General features: G+C 37.6%; 17 protein-coding genes, 1 other RNA gene and 2 pseudogenes. 14 read left to right on the forward strand and 6 right to left on the reverse strand.

Annotated features, from left to right (window positions below):
* Window positions 1-50 precede the first annotated feature (50 nt).
* On the reverse strand, window positions 51-590 hold the full coding sequence (locus tag OSJ91_RS13320) for an ECF transporter S component (RefSeq protein ID WP_096340597.1): 540 nt from the start codon (window positions 588-590) through the stop codon (window positions 51-53).
* Window positions 591-799: 209 nt separating this feature from the next.
* Between OSJ91_RS13320 and OSJ91_RS13325 the strand changes: the two genes are divergently transcribed.
* Complete coding sequence (locus OSJ91_RS13325) at window positions 800-1,648, forward strand: pyridoxamine kinase (protein ID WP_485891782.1); 849 nt, start codon at window positions 800-802, stop codon at window positions 1,646-1,648.
* A gap of 616 nt (window positions 1,649-2,264) precedes the next feature.
* On the opposite strand, the gene OSJ91_RS13330 is transcribed toward OSJ91_RS13325, so the two are convergent.
* Entirely contained in the window at window positions 2,265-3,326 is a 1,062-nt protein-coding gene (locus OSJ91_RS13330) for a DUF3900 domain-containing protein (RefSeq protein ID WP_485891783.1), read from the reverse strand.
* A 501-nt stretch (window positions 3,327-3,827) separates the two neighbouring features.
* Between OSJ91_RS13330 and bcaP the strand changes: the two genes are divergently transcribed.
* From bcaP to OSJ91_RS13345, 3 genes and pseudogenes are all read left to right on the forward strand, one after another.
* Window positions 3,828-5,240 carry a branched-chain amino acid transporter BcaP gene (gene bcaP, locus OSJ91_RS13335; protein WP_485891784.1) on the forward strand — a complete coding sequence of 471 codons (1,413 nt, stop codon included), beginning with the start codon at window positions 3,828-3,830 and terminating at the stop codon, window positions 5,238-5,240.
* Window positions 5,241-5,441: 201 nt separating this feature from the next.
* Window positions 5,442-5,933: pseudogene (locus OSJ91_RS13340) on the forward strand (protoglobin domain-containing protein); the annotation flags it as partial.
* A gap of 288 nt (window positions 5,934-6,221) precedes the next feature.
* Window positions 6,222-6,692 (forward strand): annotated as a pseudogene (locus tag OSJ91_RS13345) (methyl-accepting chemotaxis protein); the annotation flags it as partial.
* Window positions 6,693-7,026: 334 nt separating this feature from the next.
* Here the strand turns inward: OSJ91_RS13345 and tatA are convergent.
* Window positions 7,027-7,233, reverse strand: a complete 207-nt coding sequence (gene tatA, locus OSJ91_RS13350) for a twin-arginine translocase TatA/TatE family subunit (protein ID WP_101222064.1) — start codon at window positions 7,231-7,233, stop codon at window positions 7,027-7,029.
* A 372-nt stretch (window positions 7,234-7,605) separates the two neighbouring features.
* On the opposite strand from tatA, the gene ssrS reads away from it, so the two are divergent.
* From ssrS to OSJ91_RS13385, 7 genes are all read left to right on the forward strand, one after another.
* A non-coding RNA gene (gene ssrS, locus OSJ91_RS13355) (6S RNA) lies at window positions 7,606-7,793 on the forward strand.
* Window positions 7,794-8,078: 285 nt separating this feature from the next.
* A complete protein-coding gene (locus tag OSJ91_RS13360; RefSeq protein WP_485891785.1) occupies window positions 8,079-9,446 on the forward strand; it encodes an MFS transporter in 1,368 nt (455 codons plus the stop codon).
* A gap of 302 nt (window positions 9,447-9,748) precedes the next feature.
* A complete protein-coding gene (locus tag OSJ91_RS13365) occupies window positions 9,749-9,937 on the forward strand; it encodes a hypothetical protein (RefSeq protein WP_063233876.1) in 189 nt (62 codons plus the stop codon).
* Between the two features lie 233 nt (window positions 9,938-10,170).
* Entirely contained in the window at window positions 10,171-10,311 is a 141-nt protein-coding gene (locus OSJ91_RS13370) for a hypothetical protein (protein WP_485891786.1), read from the forward strand.
* On the forward strand, window positions 10,311-10,742 hold the full coding sequence (locus tag OSJ91_RS13375; RefSeq protein WP_485891895.1) for an MFS transporter: 432 nt from the start codon (window positions 10,311-10,313) through the stop codon (window positions 10,740-10,742). Before OSJ91_RS13370 ends, OSJ91_RS13375 begins: the two co-directional genes overlap by 1 nt.
* A complete protein-coding gene (locus OSJ91_RS13380; protein WP_485891896.1) occupies window positions 10,726-11,247 on the forward strand; it encodes an MFS transporter in 522 nt (173 codons plus the stop codon). Before OSJ91_RS13375 ends, OSJ91_RS13380 begins: the two co-directional genes overlap by 17 nt.
* Window positions 11,248-11,508, forward strand: coding sequence for an MFS transporter (locus OSJ91_RS13385; RefSeq protein ID WP_485891897.1), 261 nt, complete (start codon window positions 11,248-11,250; stop codon window positions 11,506-11,508).
* A gap of 82 nt (window positions 11,509-11,590) precedes the next feature.
* Here OSJ91_RS13385 and OSJ91_RS13390 read toward each other — a convergent pair whose 3' ends face one another.
* On the reverse strand, window positions 11,591-11,917 hold the full coding sequence (locus tag OSJ91_RS13390) for a YnfA family protein (protein ID WP_101222067.1): 327 nt from the start codon (window positions 11,915-11,917) through the stop codon (window positions 11,591-11,593).
* A 284-nt stretch (window positions 11,918-12,201) separates the two neighbouring features.
* Between OSJ91_RS13390 and OSJ91_RS13395 the strand changes: the two genes are divergently transcribed.
* A complete protein-coding gene (locus OSJ91_RS13395) occupies window positions 12,202-13,149 on the forward strand; it encodes a DMT family transporter (RefSeq protein WP_485891787.1) in 948 nt (315 codons plus the stop codon).
* A gap of 361 nt (window positions 13,150-13,510) precedes the next feature.
* On the opposite strand, the gene OSJ91_RS13400 is transcribed toward OSJ91_RS13395, so the two are convergent.
* Window positions 13,511-14,596 carry an MBL fold metallo-hydrolase gene (locus tag OSJ91_RS13400; RefSeq protein WP_485891788.1) on the reverse strand — a complete coding sequence of 362 codons (1,086 nt, stop codon included), beginning with the start codon at window positions 14,594-14,596 and terminating at the stop codon, window positions 13,511-13,513.
* Window positions 14,597-14,918: 322 nt separating this feature from the next.
* On the opposite strand from OSJ91_RS13400, the gene OSJ91_RS13405 reads away from it, so the two are divergent.
* The gene (locus OSJ91_RS13405; RefSeq protein ID WP_485891898.1) at window positions 14,919-15,665 is read left to right on the forward strand and encodes a type II toxin-antitoxin system SpoIISA family toxin; all 747 of its coding nucleotides are present in this window, start codon (window positions 14,919-14,921) and stop codon (window positions 15,663-15,665) included.
* A complete protein-coding gene (locus OSJ91_RS13410; RefSeq protein WP_076369116.1) occupies window positions 15,662-15,841 on the forward strand; it encodes a hypothetical protein in 180 nt (59 codons plus the stop codon). Before OSJ91_RS13405 ends, OSJ91_RS13410 begins: the two co-directional genes overlap by 4 nt.
* 277 nt (window positions 15,842-16,118) lie before the next feature.
* Here the strand turns inward: OSJ91_RS13410 and OSJ91_RS13415 are convergent, their stop codons facing one another.
* Entirely contained in the window at window positions 16,119-17,078 is a 960-nt protein-coding gene (locus tag OSJ91_RS13415; protein WP_485891789.1) for a sensor domain-containing diguanylate cyclase, read from the reverse strand.
* Window positions 17,079-17,469: the final 391 nt, after the last annotated feature.

A 17,469-nucleotide genomic window follows, 5' to 3' on the forward strand; every position in this document is an offset into this window, starting at 1 on the left:
CCATCCATGTAGTATTTGGGGACTACTTGACGTTTACCTTTATAGCGAATTTACTTAAAATAAGGAACCTTTTTCAAAGCCACACAAACTGGAACGGCAACGATAATTCCTAATATATTTTGAACGAGATCTCCAGGTATCGAAGCCAAAGGTGCAATCCAATTACCGTATAGAATCCCTTCACCAATATAATAAACAGCTATCATAAATGGAATGGAAACGATTGTTGCTATTACATTGAAAGCAATGCTAGTACCGTTGCGACCCTTTGACCAAGCGATTTTACCAACTATATATCCTTGCAAACCACGCGCCACAATGGTGATAGGTGCCCACAATGTCCACCCTCCAACTATATCAAATAACCCCATTCCTATCGCACCAGCAAGAGCCGCTTTTTTAGGACCAAATAAAATAGATGCAATAAAAAGCATAGCTGTTCCTAGATGAACTAACCCTCCATTTGCGGCAATTGGCAGTTTAATATTCAAAAAGAAAGTAGATAGGAACACAAGTGCAATCAACATTGCGGTAATAATTAAATCCATAGTTTTTTGGCTTGACCTTGAATAACTTTGTGTATTTTGCATATCTGTAAACCTTCCTAACTAGAATTTTCCTTTGATTTTAGCAAAAGACTGGTGTCTATAAAAGTGTCAATTTATTAAAAAACTATGAGGTCAGTTGATAAAAAATACAGATATTATACGTATTGAAAAGAGAGAGGAGATGACTGTTTTCAGCTGATTTATGATAAGATAAATAAAGTTTAAAGTGGATAGGCCATATGGAGGTTATTATGAAAAAAGTTGCTGTACTACAGGATTTATCATCTTTTGGAAAATGTTCATTAACAGCTGCAATTCCGGTTCTTTCGATCATGGGCGTGCAGGCATGCCCTTTACCAACGGCCATATTGACTGCGCAAACCGGATATCCAAGTTTTTTTTGTGAAGATTTTACATCCAAAATGAAATACTTCATAGAAGAATGGAGCAAGCTTAATGTAACCTTTGATGGAATCTATACCGGCTTCGTTACTGGTGAAGAGCAAATTAATAATATTTTCCATTTTTTAGATAAATTTTATACAAAAGAAACCATTTTACTTGTTGATCCAGTAATGGGGGATATAGGAGAAGTCTATAAACTTTTTACCGATGAATTACTGGTACTTATGAGGGAACTGGTGAAGCGTGCAGATGTCATTACACCAAATGTTACAGAGTGCTGTTTATTAACCGGATTGTCTTATGAAAAGCTGCATAGCTATTCAAACGAAGAGGACTATATTAAAGCGATAGAAGAAGCAGGGAATATGTTGCAGCAAAAAACGGGAGCTCAGGTTATCATCACTGGAATGAATCCACCGTCAGCAGATTCAGAGAAGCAGTTTATCGGAAATATGTATTTGGACGGAAGTAGAACCTTTTATAGTGCGACGCAGTATAACGGCGAAAGCTATTCAGGTACTGGTGATTTATTTGCATCTGTGATTATGGGAAGCATGATGCGTGGAGAGAACCTAGAAAAATCCGTACAGCTCGCAGTGGCATTCCTGACAGAGGCTATCAATGATTCCTCCTTGGAGCAAATTCCTAAAGTAGAAGGAGTTAACTTCGAAAAATATTTACGAATGTTATTATGAATGCTTTAAAAAATGGAAAAAATAGAGTAACAAAAGCTCGGCTTTTTGACTAACCGAGCTTTTTGTATAAATCAAATAGTACTTATATTTTGCCGAGTATTGTAAAAAATCACTTAAATAATAAGGAAACTTTCTATTTACCTCACAACAGCCAGTATTTATGTTCGTTAAAGTTTGAAAATATTTAACTTCCATAGACCTTTACAAAGATGAAGAAAAATTACTTGAAGAAAAAACAATTTTATCTACAATCGAGGAATTAGAAGCTCTATTTCCTGATAAGGATAGATCAGAAATAATAAAGAAAATGCATCAAACAAATTCGAAAATATCTCAGTTTTCGATGAAGCAGATGACTACATGGATTACAGTTCAATGTTTTTATAAAAACATTGCGATCTCGTAACATTTAAAAGTAGGAGAAAAGATGAAAAGTTAGGACTCCATTCTAAACGAGTGGGGTTTTTATAATTTACAGAGAAAAAATAAACGCTTGCTTAAAATGAGAAAAAAATAAAACTACTAACGTAAGTTAGTAGCTAGATATAAGAGTATTAATAGTATTTTAAGGTCGAAAATTGATCACATAACTGCTCACATTTTTGCTCACAAATCATCAACTTTTATTTATGATTTTTTCAATTAGAACTTGCAAATCATCCGGCCTATGAAATTCAATCGGCGAAACGCCTTTATCGAACTCTATTGTATTGGATTCTATCATCAATACATACTTCCCATTAATTTTTCCTAAATGGATGCTTTCGCCAAAATCGGCTAACAGTCCTTTGATGGATGTACTGCCTAGCTTCATTCGCAGTTCGGCTTCAGGTGTATGCTCGACAATCTGGGCTGTGGCTTCGACGACCTGATGGGTTTCAAGACGTTCCTGGATTTCCCGCTTTTCACTCGTTTCCCAGATTTCCAGGTCCTGTTCGAATTTGTGCAGTTCGTCACTGTTATCTTCGAATTGTGCGGATACATGTTCATGGACCATGTGGATGACCTGATTTTTCATGATTTCCGGCATCGATTCGCCATATTCGACGAATTTCAAGAAGTCCTCGAAGTAGCGGGCATGTGAGGCCTGATGGATTTTCAGTTCGCCTTCTTCGACCATTCCTTCTTCGGGCATGTATGGGTATTGAATGGATTTCATATTTTTAGTGGTGATTGCCATTTCAACGTGCCTAATCAAGGTACGTTCATCAGAAATGGAAGCAACTTTCGGCTCGAAATCACATTTTAATAAGAAAACGAATGGTTCATCAAGATATTTCGTTAATTTTGCCGATGCGATTATGAAGACACCGCCACGGACGGCACTTGTATCAATATAAGACCGCGTAAATTGTTCATTTTCCTCTTGGAATTCTTGTTTTGTTTTTGCATATCGAACACGGTTAAAAACATTGTAATTAGGGTTGGAATCAAGTGCATGTCCTTCTTCGACAATAAAAGAACCGATTTTCGTCGGTATTTGTTCAGTTTTTGGATGACGGTCGACTTTCCGTTTGGAAATCTTCATCAATTCCCCATCCAAAAAATCCTTTAGAGGACTTTCTTCGTATTCTTCAGTATCAAGAGTTTGGAAATGTTTAAAACGCTTATCAGCCTGATCGCCTTTGCCTTCGACTTGGATTAAATAAAAAGACAGATAGGTAATCTCAAAATCCATCAATGTCACCTTCTTCAATTATTAAGCATGATTCCCGTACTTTTTTTAAGACTTAATAAGTATAGTGATGTACTTTGATTCCGTCAAACTATTGGTGCATGAATGATTAGAATAATTTTGGTGTATTATTTCATAATAATACATAGAGAAAAATAAATAATGATTCTTTATAGAATTAAAAATATTAGAATTTTTACAAGATAAATTAATGGAATACTTCAGTAGCTCGCTTTATCAATATTAAAATAATGAATTGTTAATTATATATTGTTAATAATGTATAATTCTGTTGGATAATAAAGCTTTCGTTCTGAAAAATATTAAAAAAACAGAATTTTACAATAATAAGTCATTGACGATAATAAGGTTAATACGTATAATTTAAAAGTCAGATAATTCAGGAATTGCAGAAATTTGTCGAAATTTTTCCGATATAAATGGTAAGTGAAATTATTTGTCTATAGTTTTCAGAATAGTTTATAAAATTATGGAGGAGAGAACATGAGTATTTTTAGAAAGAAGTCCATTGAGGACTTGTTGAAAAACGCAGGTTCCGGCGGTAGGGGATTGAAACGGGAACTGGGAGCATGGGATTTAACGATGCTAGGAATTGGAGCGATTATTGGGACAGGCATTTTTGTTCTAACAGGCACTGGTGCAGTAAATGCTGGTCCTGCACTTTCAATATCGTTCGTCATTGCTGGTCTTGCCTGTTTATTCGCTGCACTTTCTTATGCAGAATTTGCAGCTTCCGTGCCGGTATCCGGTTCGACTTATACGTATGCTTATGCAACTTTAGGTGAATTCGCCGCTTGGATAATCGGCTGGGATTTAATCCTTGAATACTTATTGGCTGTCAGTGCCGTATCGGCGGGGTGGTCGGGCTATTTCCAATCATTTTTAAGTGGATTCGGAATTAACTTTCCGAAAGTATTGACGGCAGCACCGGGTTCGGTCGAAGGTATTACGACTTATATGAACTTACCAGCCTTTTTGATAGTCATGGCGATTACCTTTTTGATATCCATAGGTACGAAACAAACGACTAGAATCAATAATATAATGGTCGTTATTAAAGTGTTGGTAGTCTTGTTGTTCATCGTTTCTTCTATATATTATGTGAAACCGGAAAACTGGCAGCCATTCATGCCATTTGGAATCGATGGGGTATTTTCAACTGCCGCATTAATGTTCTTTGCCTTCATCGGCTTTGATGCAGTTGCATCAGCGGCTGAAGAAACAAGAAATCCAGGTAGGAATTTACCACGGGGAATTCTCGGTTCATTATTCATTTGTGTAGTGCTATATATGGCGGTAAGTTTGATCATGACAGGTGTGGTACCGTATGCACAATTCAGTAAGGCTCTTGACCACCCGATTTCTTTGGTCTTGCAAAGCGCAGGACAAAATTGGGTTGCAGGTATCATCGATCTAGGTGCCTTCCTCGGAATGACAACGGTAATCTTGGTTATGTTGTATGGACAAACCCGAATCATGTTTGCGATGTCACGAGATGGGCTGATGCCTAAATCCTTATCAAAACTTCATAAAAAATATAAAACACCATATGCGGCTTCATGGATATTCGGTTTGATAGCGGCCTTATTGGGGGCATTCATACCGCTTGGTGAATTGGCTGAGCTGGTCAACATTGGAACATTGACTGCGTTTACGATGATTTCCATTGCGGTCATCGTGTTACGGAAAACAAGACCTGATATGAAACGTGCTTTTTATTGTCCGGCTGTACCGCTCGTTCCAGGTCTGGCAATCGTTTTTTGCGTATTCTTGATGGTTCAGCTAGGGAGTCATACATGGATAAGGTTTTTGATCTGGATGGCTATCGGAGTAGTCATTTACTTCACTTATTCCCGTAAGCACTCGAATCTTAACCAGCAGGAAAATGAACATTGAAAAAGACACTCTTTGGAGTGTCTTTTTTTATTTGGACATAAATAGTTCATAAGTCTTGTGTTTAAGAAGAAAATTTATCAAAGTGAATTAAGATTAACAGACTTTATGTCGAAATAGTATATATGGGTAGAAAAAATTGGAGGCAATTCAATCATGAAAAGAATATGGAGAAGTAAACAAAAGATAGATTCGATAGACTATATGCAATATAAGGAGCACGTCGGTATCAATATCAGCGAATATCCGAGCGTATTGAATCAAGTGGAAATGATTCATTTGACGATGGGGGATTTGTGCATAATTCGTTCTTTACAGGAAGAAGTGAAGAAACATTTGACCCAAATAGTAGGGAATTTCTATAAAAATCTAGAAAATGAACCCTCATTAATGAAAATCATATCAGACAATAGTTCTGTTGATAGGTTGAAAAAGACACTGCATCGTCATATGTACGAAATGTTTAGCGGGAACATTGATGATACGTATATTAAACAACGTTATATTATCGCACAAGTACATGTGCGAATTGGATTGCAGCCAAAATGGTATATGAGTGCTTTTCAGGATTTATTGCAGTCATTAATCATTCATGTAATTTCCAATATAAAGAATATAGAGCAATATCAAGAAAACATTCTGGCTGTCACTAAAATTTTTAATCTGGAGCAGCAAATAGTTTTAGAGGCATATGAACTTGAAAATGAGAAGATTCGCCAAAATAACTTAGCAGAAAAAGAAACGATCAAACTGCAGGTCAATCATAATGCAGAGGAATTGGCAGCAATCAGTGAAGAGACTAGTTCAGCAACTCAATTAATGGCAAATAAGGTAGTCGAAATTCACGATTTCACTCAAAAGGGCTCAGAGATTGCGATACATGCAGAGGGAAAATCAAAAGAGGGAGTCGAACTGTTACAGGGATTAGAGAAAAGATTGGTAAAAACGCAGGAGCAAATGACGATCATCTCAAAAGATATGGAACAGCTATCCAATACTTCAAAGGAAATTGAACGAATTGTCACAATCATCACTTCAATTGCAGAGCAAACGAATTTGTTGGCATTGAACGCAGCGATTGAAGCGGCAAGAGCTGGTGAAAATGGTAAAGGATTTGCGGTTGTGGCTGGTGAGGTAAGGAAGCTGTCGGAAAATACCAAGGACTCAGTTTCGGAAGTAGTGAAACTGGTTAATGGAATTGCTCATTTTACCAATGTCATGAACACGTCAATTTCCATGGTTAGCGGGGAAATTACTAAAGGAACGAAACAAGGAAAAGAAACTGGCATATTTTTTACTGATATAGCAAAGGCCATGCTTTCTGTTAAAGAGCAGAATATTAAGATCACCAAGGAAATGACAGAGCTGAATGATATATTCGACGAAATTAATGAAGCATTCAATCAAGTGGCCGTTTCCTCGGATCAATTGACTCAAATGACGATGAACTTGTAATGAAGTTCAACATTTTTGTAAGAACGGCTTTATGGGGCTTATTCGTATTTTAATAAACAACTCGATAGAATATTTCTGAATAAACCCCCAAGCGGTTTATAGAATAAGAACATACTTTGAAAAAATGAAAAAATGAAAATCAATTCCAAGGGATGCCGTTAACAGACTGCTCAATAAATCACTTGATATAAAATAAGTTTAATGTTATATTAATAAAGCGATGAGCTAATTTGTGTAAGTCGAAGAACATGCTTTTAGCTAAACGTCGGGATGTGGCCTGACGGTTCTGCGCCACAAACGCATCAAAGACGCCTGCTGCGTGCAGGCGTCTTTTTCATTTTATCGATTCTTTTCTTGCAGCTTGTACGTCATCCTTGAATTCCTCTTGTATTTCTTCTGTTATTCCCTTGGTTGCATCCTTAAACTCCCTAAGCGAAGTGCCGACTGCCCGTCCGATTTGAGGTAGCTTGTTCGGTCCAAAAACAATTAAAGCTAAAAGAAGGATTAAAATTAAACCGGGAAAACCAATGTTTGAAAGCATAACTAGTCACTCCAATCAATTCTATTAGTTAATATTATAGACTCCTTCCATGTATTTGCAAATGTTATTTAGGATATATTATAGAGTTCAGCAACCGATGATTCTTACAAGAAACAAGACAAACACTTTCAATCCCGTCCAATTTTATCTTGCACATTTTATCTAAAAATATTACTTACCCGAGTATGCTATTACTTAATAAGATATCAATGAAAGTGGGGGACGGCAACAGAGATCAGAGTGCAGCAGTTAATTTTGACGTTTGGGCATGAATAATTTGGCTTCACCTGCTTAATGTGTAACATGAAATTTTTTTTATTGTCCGGGAATGATTAAACTTGCATGATTGAAGATATTTCGGTATTATAACTATACAAGCTGCGTTGTTCGTAATGATAATTAAGTTTTAACCTTTAAGCTGTAATAGGGAGTTTTATATCGAAACAGGAATGTTATGCCTCGTCACTGACTTGGACAACAGGATTGCTTCTGCAAACACCCACTTTGAGGAGTGGTGGTTTAAAACTTTCTTACTTGAATACGGCAATGGCGGCTTCCTACTTTACTAATTAGAAACCAGTTCCGATAAGGGACTGGTTTTTTGTTGTTTTTACGCATGTTCAAAACTTGTAATTAACGATAGCATCAGAAAACATATTAAGACTTTATGATAAATATGTGAAAGTTTTTATTGAAATATCAGATAATTAGCATTTATAATAACAATTAGATAACTCAGTTCACTATTTGTATAAAAATATGTGAGTCGAATATTTTTTAAATGATTACGTAAGCGCTATCATTTGGATGGAATTACTGCAGTCACCTAGAGAGGAGAAAATTTTATGGCTAAAATTAATACGACCGAGGTAATTAGCAACAGTAAATTTAACCGCTTTCATTTTGGATTGCTGGCATGGTGTTTTATCATTATCCTTTTTGACGGCTATGACCTTGTCGTTTACGGTACGGTCGTCCCGTTATTGACGGAGGAATGGAACCTTACTTCCGTGGAAGCGGGGGCTATGGGCAGCTACGGTCTATTTGGAATGTTGTTCGGGGCGATCTTCTTTGGTACATTAGCAGATCGGATTGGCAGAAAAAACGTAATCGCGATTACACTCATTTTATTTAGTTTATTTACGCTTTTATGTGGATTTGCGGATACGCCTACGATGTTTTCAACTTTCCGATTTCTAGCGGGATTAGGGCTTGGGGGCATCATGCCGAACGTCATTGCCTTATTGACGGATTATGCACCGAAAACGATGCGGAGCATGGTCGTTTCAATCGTATTATGCGGTTACTCATTCGGAGGGATGCTTGCTCCGATACTGGGTATCCTGGTTATGCCGACACTAGGTTGGGAATCAATATTCTGGTTTGCAGGAATACCATTGTTATTTTTACCCTTCATGATGAAGCGTTTACCAGAGGCTTCGACGCATCTGATCAGAATTAACAAAAAGGAAGAACTGATCAGAATATTATCCAAGGTAAGTCCGGAAAGTAAATTCGACATCAAGGACGAACTTGTGGAAGTGAAAAAAACAGAAGCCAATATGCCGATTGTTGGATTGTTTAAGAATTCCCGTGCTCTAAGCACATTGATGTTCTGGATCGCCTTTTTCATGTGCCTTTTGATGGTATATGGATTGAATACATGGCTTCCAAAGCTAATGATCGAGGCAGGGTATGCGCTGAATTCAAGCTTAGGTTTCTTGATCGTTCTTCAAGGGGGAGCTATCGTAGGCACGCTTATCATCGCTAAACTTTGTGATCGTTATGGATCCAAGAAAATGCTTGTGCCGATGTATGCGCTTGGGGCTGTCAGTCTGACGCTCTTGGGAATGGGCGGAAGCTCTTTTGTCATTTACACATTGGTAGCGATTGCAGGAGCCTGTACCATTGGTGCCCAAAACCTTGTACAAGCCTATGTTTCCCAGTACTATCCACCAAATATTAGATCGACTGCACTAGGGGTGGCATCTGGAATCGGAAGGATTGGAGGTATGCTCGGTCCCATACTCGGCGGATTTTTATTATCCATCTCGCTACCCATCCAATTGAATTTCATAGCCTTCGCCATTCCGGGTCTCATTGCTGCGGTTGCCTTATCATTCGTTCCAGTGAAAATGGCTTATTATAAACATGATCATTCCGAACCAACTGAAGAAATGGCAGTAGAATCCAATAAAATGAACGTCTTGTAAGATTAAATGCATGAAATGCAGTGCTGGGATACCCTCGCTGTCATTTCATGCCTATTTGTTTTATTGGCCTTTTTTGTCATAGTAATGAAATTGCAAATTGACAAGAGATAGCGTAAAGATTTTCCGGGACTTGTTTGGCTTGACCTACTCTTGAGAAAAGTTGCTTAAATGTTCATAATTTCGCAATACGAGTCACTCTTAATATAAAGAATAAATGTTAGAATGATGATATGGATAATTAATTCCTCCTTGAAGTGGAGCGAACTATAAATTAATCTCATCTTTTGTGAGGAGTCATTACTTTGAAAATTTTAAAACATGTAATTTTTTGGTTAAGCATTATAGGGACATTATTCTCTATGATTTATTTCTTTGTAGCGGACATTCCGTTATATGTTAAATTGTTAGGCGGAGCCATCATCCTTTATCTCGGTTATGATCTTATAACGGAATCAAGGAAAAGAAAGCGTAAAGAAGCCTTGGACGCTTAATCTTATATTCATTAAAAGCCCTCTTTAATTAAGAGGGTTTTTTTGTTGATTAAAACGGCTAATCGACTTTGAATATTGACAATATTCTAAAAACTAAGTTAATATATAGTGAACTGAGTTCTATATATGTATAATTAGTATTTGTGATCTGTTGTCATTAAATGTTAGCTCGAACAAAAAAAGAGAAATCCTTAAGACTATGTCAAAAGGAATAGCAGAAAGAGGGGAAGGAAATGCGCACGATCCAAGTGTCTGAAATGATGGATGAACAAAAATTTAACCGTTTTCATTTACAGATTTTATTATGCTGTATCTTTATCATCATCTGTGACGGGTATGATATGTTCATGCTTGGGACAATCCTGCCATCTTGATGGCGGAGTGGAGGGTAACTGCTGTAGAGGCAGGGTTATTCAGCAGCTATGCTTTGTTTGGAATGATGATAGGAGCGTTGGTCTTTGGACCGCTTGCCGATAAATCCGGCAGAAAGAAAGTCATATTGATTTGTACGATCATTTTTTCCGTATTTACATTTACTTCAGGTTTCGCCGATAATCCAACATCTTTTGGAATACAGCGTTTTATTGCAGGACTAGGCTTGGGAGGAGTCATGCCTAATCTAATTGCAATCATTACTGAATATGCCCCTAAAAAACTTAGAAGTACCCTGGTAGCAATAATGTTCAGCGGGCATGCTCTAGGGGGAGTTGTCGCATCACTGGGAGCGATGTATTCCGAACTTTGGTTGGCGGGCAGTGGTTTGGCTAGGTGCTCTCCCATTAATATTCATGCCAATATTATATAAATTGTTGCCAGAGTCAATAAATTTTTTCATGATAAATAATAAAAAAAGCAAATTGGTGGACGTTCTGAATCAAGTGAATGTAGACGGGCAATACACGATGAAAGATCATTATGTCCTTCAGGAGCAACTCAAAAGTGAAATGAAAGGGTTTTCAGTTAAACATTTATTCAAAAATGGGAGGACTTTAAGCACTCTCATGTTCTGGATCGCATTTTTCATGTGTTTGTTCGTAATGTATGGCTTGAGTACATGGCTACCAAAGATCATGGGTGGGGCAGGATATGAATTAGGTTCAAGCCTGACATTCTTAGTCGTGTTGAACCTCGGAGCGGTTTTTGGGGCGATCGTTGGAGGGAAGCTTTCAGACAGATATGGTTCCAAGAGGATTCTGGTTACTTTCTTGGTCATTGGTTTCATTACCCTCACGATGCTGAGCTTCAAGCCAAGCATGATCATGCTTTATATACTGATTGCCATTGCAGGAGGTACGACAACAGGTACATAAATTGTAACGAATGCATATGTATCTCAGTATTATCCGAATGAAATCCGTTCTACAGGAGTCGGCTGGGCATTGGGTATCGGCAGAATTGGCGGAATACTCGCTCCTACTTTCTGTGGGGTTCTGCTAGATATGAAGTTGTCATTGCAAATCAATTTTTTAGCTTTTGCCATACCATGCATCATTGCAGCAATGGCGATTTGGTTCATACAGAATAACTTCAGCAATATGACGGCAAACAGGCAGGAAAAGAAATTGATATAATGTAAATGTTCAAATGAAGACCCCAAACAAAAAGTTGAGATCTTGGTAAAAGAAATAAAGGGCCTTATGCCCTTTATTTCTTTTACTGTCTTGGGCCCCATATAATGACTGAAACCCCGACCAAGCAGATTAAAGCTCCAATCCAATCATATAAATCAGGGGTTTTCTTATCTATGCCCCATCCCCATAAAACTGATAAAACGATGAAAACTCCGCCATATGCAGCATATACACGTCCAAAGGTAGGGAACGTTTGGAAAGTTGCAATGATGCCGTATAACACCAACCCAAAACCTCCGGCTAAACCTAGATAAATGGATTTACCTTCTCTTAACCAAAGCCAAATAAGGTAACCGCCGCCAATTTCAGCTAGACCAGCCATAAGGAATATTACGGTAGTAACTAACATATATGTATACCTCTCTTCCTGGTTGAAATTTTATCATATAAGAAACTGTAAATGACATACTTTACAGAGTTCTTACTTATTGAAAGTTAACTGGAGCATCACCGTTAAGGCATGAAAATGATCTTTAAAAAGTTATTTTTAAAAGGTTGTTTGTGCTGATAGTTGAACAGTTTAGCTTAAAAAATGCCAAATTTATTTTTTGACTCTAACTTGGATTGCAATACAGATGCAAAGGGTACTATACCTAAATAGGAATATAGTAATTTAGTTGAGGAGTTGCAGCCATGAAAACCCGAACATTTGCATACATGTTAGCGCTATTTCATTCAAGTATTGTCGGCCTATCTTTCTTATTCACGAAAATGGCGATTGCAGAATCGAATCCGCTGGATACTTTGGCGTTCCGATTTTCCGTTTCTTTCGTCATCATTTTATTCCTGGTTGCCGTTAAAGTCATTAAGGTGAATTATTCCTGGGAGTCGGTTAAACATCTTGTTCCGTTATCTTTGTTATTCCCAACTCTTTTCTTTGCCTTTCAAACTTTCGGACTTAAGTATTCACAATCCACTGATGCTGGAATTCTGTCTGCCGTCACCCCGATTCTAACATTGATGATAGCTGGATATTTCCTTAAGGAAAAAACATCTTTATATCAAAAACTTTCGATTGTCTTGTCGGTAGTTGGGGTCATATTTATTTTTGTGATGAAAGGGAGTACAATCAATTTTTCCGACATGCTAGGGATGTTGTTGATCCTGCTATCCTGTATTGCAACTGCATGTTATACCACGATGACCCGTTCCCTTGCCAATGACTATACACCAGGTGAAATGACCTTTTTCATGATGGGAACAGGCTTTGTCATTTTTAACGTGGCTGCGCTCTTCACCCACTTAAAACAAGGAACGATGCCGGAATTCTTTACACCATGGTCGAGCATTGAATTCATCAGCTCCATTTTGTATTTGGGAATATTGGCTTCATTGGTCACTTCGTTATTATCCAATACGATCTTATCAAAAATCAAAGCGTCCCAAATGAGTGTGTTTGCAAATCTTTCCACTATAGTAACGATTGCAGCAGGAGCTCTCATACTAAATGAAAAGATTACAATCTACGATATATTGGGTTCGATACTAATCATTTTAGGTGTGGTAGGCACGAATTATTTTGGAGTGAAGAAAGAGCATTCAATAAAAGTGAATCTTGAGTATAATGAAGGGAAAATGTGAATGTATGAAAATGGTCCATCCCATTAGGAATGGACCATTTTGTTAAACTGAAATGAGTTGTCTACAGTTTTTTAATGGCTGTACAATTTAGCCGTTGATTTCCGCTCCAGGCACTCGCTTTCTGCGGTCGGGGAGCCTCCTCGGCTTTCACCTGCGGGGTCTCCCTTGGACGCGCTTTTTCCGCAGGAGTCTCGCACCTTCCTCTCCAATCAACTTAGATATAACATTTAGATAGCAACCATTCCTGAGGAAAGGTATGGTTTTGGGTCAGTTGGTTAGGGAACATTATTTGAAAAGATACGTTTTCCGCACCCTTTTTTTCTACAAACGGAATGGTCCATCCCATTTGGGATGGACCATTTCATTTCCACCATCTTGTTTGAGGGAAATCCGTTGAACCTATCACTACAGGTTCGCCTATTTGAGGTGTGCAGATCTGGACGCCAAGATCATTGGCCGCTTTTGTTACCCGTTCTATCGGATCTGTCCAGTCATGAAAAGACAATGTGAAACCAGCCCAATGAATGGGGAGCATCCGTTTTCCTTGTACATCGATATGTGCTTGAACAGTTTCTTCAGGAATCATATGGATGGTTGACCAGCGTTCATCATATTGGCCGCATTCCATTAATGTCATATCAAAAGGCCCGAGCTTTTCGCCGATTTCTTTAAAATGGCTGCCATATCCACTATCTCCGCTGAAAAATACCTTTTCTTTTTTGCCTTTAATTACCCAAGAACACCAAAGTGTCGTATTGCCATCTCGTAAACTTCTTCCAGAAAAATGCCTTGCAGGCGTACAGACAAATTGCAAATCCATGAATGAAACCTCATCCCACCAATTATGTTCCTGAATCAGATCTTGTTTAACGCCCCATCTTTCTAGGTGTCCGCCGACACCTAGTGGGACAATGAACTGACTGACCTTATCTTTTAATTTCTTTATCGAGTAATAATCCAAATGATCGTAGTGATCATGTGAGAGCAGGACGGCATCGATAGGAGGCAGCATATCCATATCAATAGGCAGCTCCCCGCTAAAACGCTTGTTCCCGAACCATGGAAAGGGAGTGGGTGCTTTGCCAAACATGGGATCCACTAAAATGGTTTTCCCATCTAACTCCAACAGTAATGCAGAATGACCAAACCAGGTGATTTTATTGGAATTCATTGATCCAGGTTCTTTTGTTCCAATTACGATTGGCTGGTCTGGCCTCCTTTTTGGATTAGGTTTTATGAAATCACGTAAAATCGAACCAGTATGCTTAAGACTCATCGCTTGACTGGCTGGAATCTGATTTTGGAATTTACCCTTGGAAAAATTTTCTTTTGTAGTGAAACTTCTCACTTTTTCTTTGTTTGTCCGTCTTCCAAGTGGAGGATAGAGGTTTAGGAAAAGTAATAATATTATAAAAGAAGAAATGAGGATCTTAATAATTTTCATCATGATAGCTTCCTCCCATATTAATCATGCCTTTTTGTTAGAACATATCATATCACAGAATATATAAAGTTATTTACTATGATGTCCCACAAGAAAAATGATTAAAATATACCCTTCTGAAAAAAAGGGCAATGGATGCTGAAACATATGATTCATTTACTGTAAACCCACATTGGGAGGAGTGTTTTTCAGCTAGTGAAAACTTCTGGCAAGTGTTTAAGTTTCCCCCGTCTTAGGCAGGGAATAGAGGTATATATAATGAATAATATAGAGAGCGGGATATGGAATGTAGCAGCTGAAGGGTAGGGTGATAAATCGATTGTTAATGTTTTTCAGAGTCTTTGTATGGGTAGTATTTATTGCTTTATTAGCTTATGTCATACTTTCTTGGAAATATAAGGACAAGGTAAGTAAAAGGATTGAAGCGATTCGAAAAACCTGGTATATCATTTTTATACTGGGAGCATTGATTTATTGGAATTTCTATCCGATGAGCATTTTTAGTGAGTGGAAAAATTTCTTGATTATGGCTATCGTATTCATCCTGATTGATATGTTTGTGTTCTTGAGCATGTATATATCGAAGATTGGCGATAACGAGCTGTCCTATGCAACAAAAGCGGTTGCGGAAAGTGACAAACTTTTAACGGATAATAGGGAAAAGGTCAAAAATATGTTTCATCTCCTAAAGAAAGAAGGAATACCTGAGTATTATCAATCAAATAAGGAATACTTGGCTTATTTGAGCATTCTCCTTCAAGCGTATGCAGCTAAGGAAGGGATGAACGTGAAAATCCTTCCTTTCAAAACGGAACAGGACAAGCAATTGGTGATAAATGGGCATCCGAACTTGAATGGCAGTACCATCCGTGCTACATTGGAAAGAGAAGATACGTATTATAATGATGAAGAAAAAATGGCTTTGCAGCCTGTAAGCATTTTGATGGAACCCTATATCCTTGACGTTAAATCGGAAAGCTTCGTTTCAGAAGTCGATTGTTTATTAATAGCATTATTAATCATGATGTTCGATATGGTCATAAAACAAAAACCAGGTGGTGAGGATAAATGAGCATTTATGATAAAGCCGGCAATGATGTGTCAGTTGCCGTAATTAAACCACAGGTAAAAATACCTGATGTAGGTTTAAGTCCCCACACTAAAAAAGTGATGAAACAGAACGAACGCATTATCCTGAAACAAAAAGAAAAAGCTGCACGCTTCAGCCGGTTGAAAAATGTTTTATAAGAGGGAAGGGATTTTTCCTTTCCTTATGATATTTAATGGAAAACCCGCATATACTATTCAAAATCAAAGTATAGGAAGGGTCTTTCAGAAAATGAACAAAAAACCCGAGAGAGTTAACATCCCGAACCCCTCCGCTTCACCATCCGAAAAACGGATACATAAGGGAAATGCTGATCTGCTCAAGCTTTTGCAAAGGCTGAAAGCTAAACGTTGGATTTTTTTAAGGTAAAAGAAAGCCAGTCTCTAAGGAGAACTGGTTTTTTTATTTTCAAGATAATCACTGCGGGTGGAAGTATTGAATATTCTTACGGCCGGATTTCTTAGCCATATACATGGAACGGTCCGCTTTTTTCAAAAGTGAGTCCATTTCCGTACCATGATGAGGATAAAAGCTTATCCCTATGCTAGCTGATACAAAATGATCAATTCCATTAATGGTAATCGGCATGGTGGATAAACGGTTCAATATTAATTCCGCGTTTTGCTGAGTGCTTTTCATTAAATCCTCACAATGCGCTGTATGTAACAATACAATGAATTCATCACCACCAATTCGAGCCACATGACTGCCTTCGGGAACGGTTTGCAAAAAACATTCGGCTGCCTTTTTAATAACGTCATCACCAGTATCATGACCATAGGAATCATTAAAAATTTTAAAATGATCAAGATCGATGTAAAGAAGGGCCATTTCATCGTTTGATTTATCTTTATGATAATCAAAATAATTATAAATGAAGTTCCGATTATAAAGACCTGACAAAGGATCCCTGATAATCCCTTTTTCAAGATTGATGGTATGACTAATCAAAGCTGCCAAAGACTTAATGAGGATCAGATCATATTCTTTAAATTCATGAGGTTTAATGTCGAATGCACATAATGTTCCAATGATTTCACCCTCATTAATAAGGGGAGCTCCCATAAAACACCCATTCCCTATAAACTTCGTTGCGGGGTGGACACTAGTCAATTCATGTTCCACTAAATTAGGAATAACGAGTGGTTCCAATCCATTCTCAGCAACTAATTTGCAATAAACCATATTATAAGGGAGGATGTCACCTTCACAAATTAACTTTGCATTTCTATTGAAGGATTTGATCATGAAACTATGTATGGGATTCAATATAGAAACGAAGAATGTATTGACCTCAATGGTTTGACCTAATAGAGCTAATACTTCTTTAGCGATGGAATCGAAATTCTTATAATAGTTGATATCTTGCTGAATCATTCTCAGGCTCCTCATTTATTAATAGTCTTTTTAGATTTCCGGATGTAATTCTCATATTGAACGCCTAGGACACAAAAGCGGAATCTCAATACCGTGACAGTTGTCCGAATTTCCACTAAACTTAATTTAGGGGATGGATTCGTTTTATGGATGAATAATGTTATCGAGAAAGTTTAAAAATTGACCTTTACTTTATTTTCGGCTTTTTTTTAATATCATTAAATTTTTATTTGCCTGATTACAAAATAGCTAAACCTATGTATCCATTTCTGGATTACCGGGATGGGCATAAACCATAAAGTCCAAGTCAATGATCAGTCTATTCTTGATGGATTATACTGTAAATGAAATGGTAAGAGTAACTCTCGATGTACATATTTGATAGCTTTTT

This window comes from Bacillus sp. T-10(2022), from assembly GCF_056502895.1.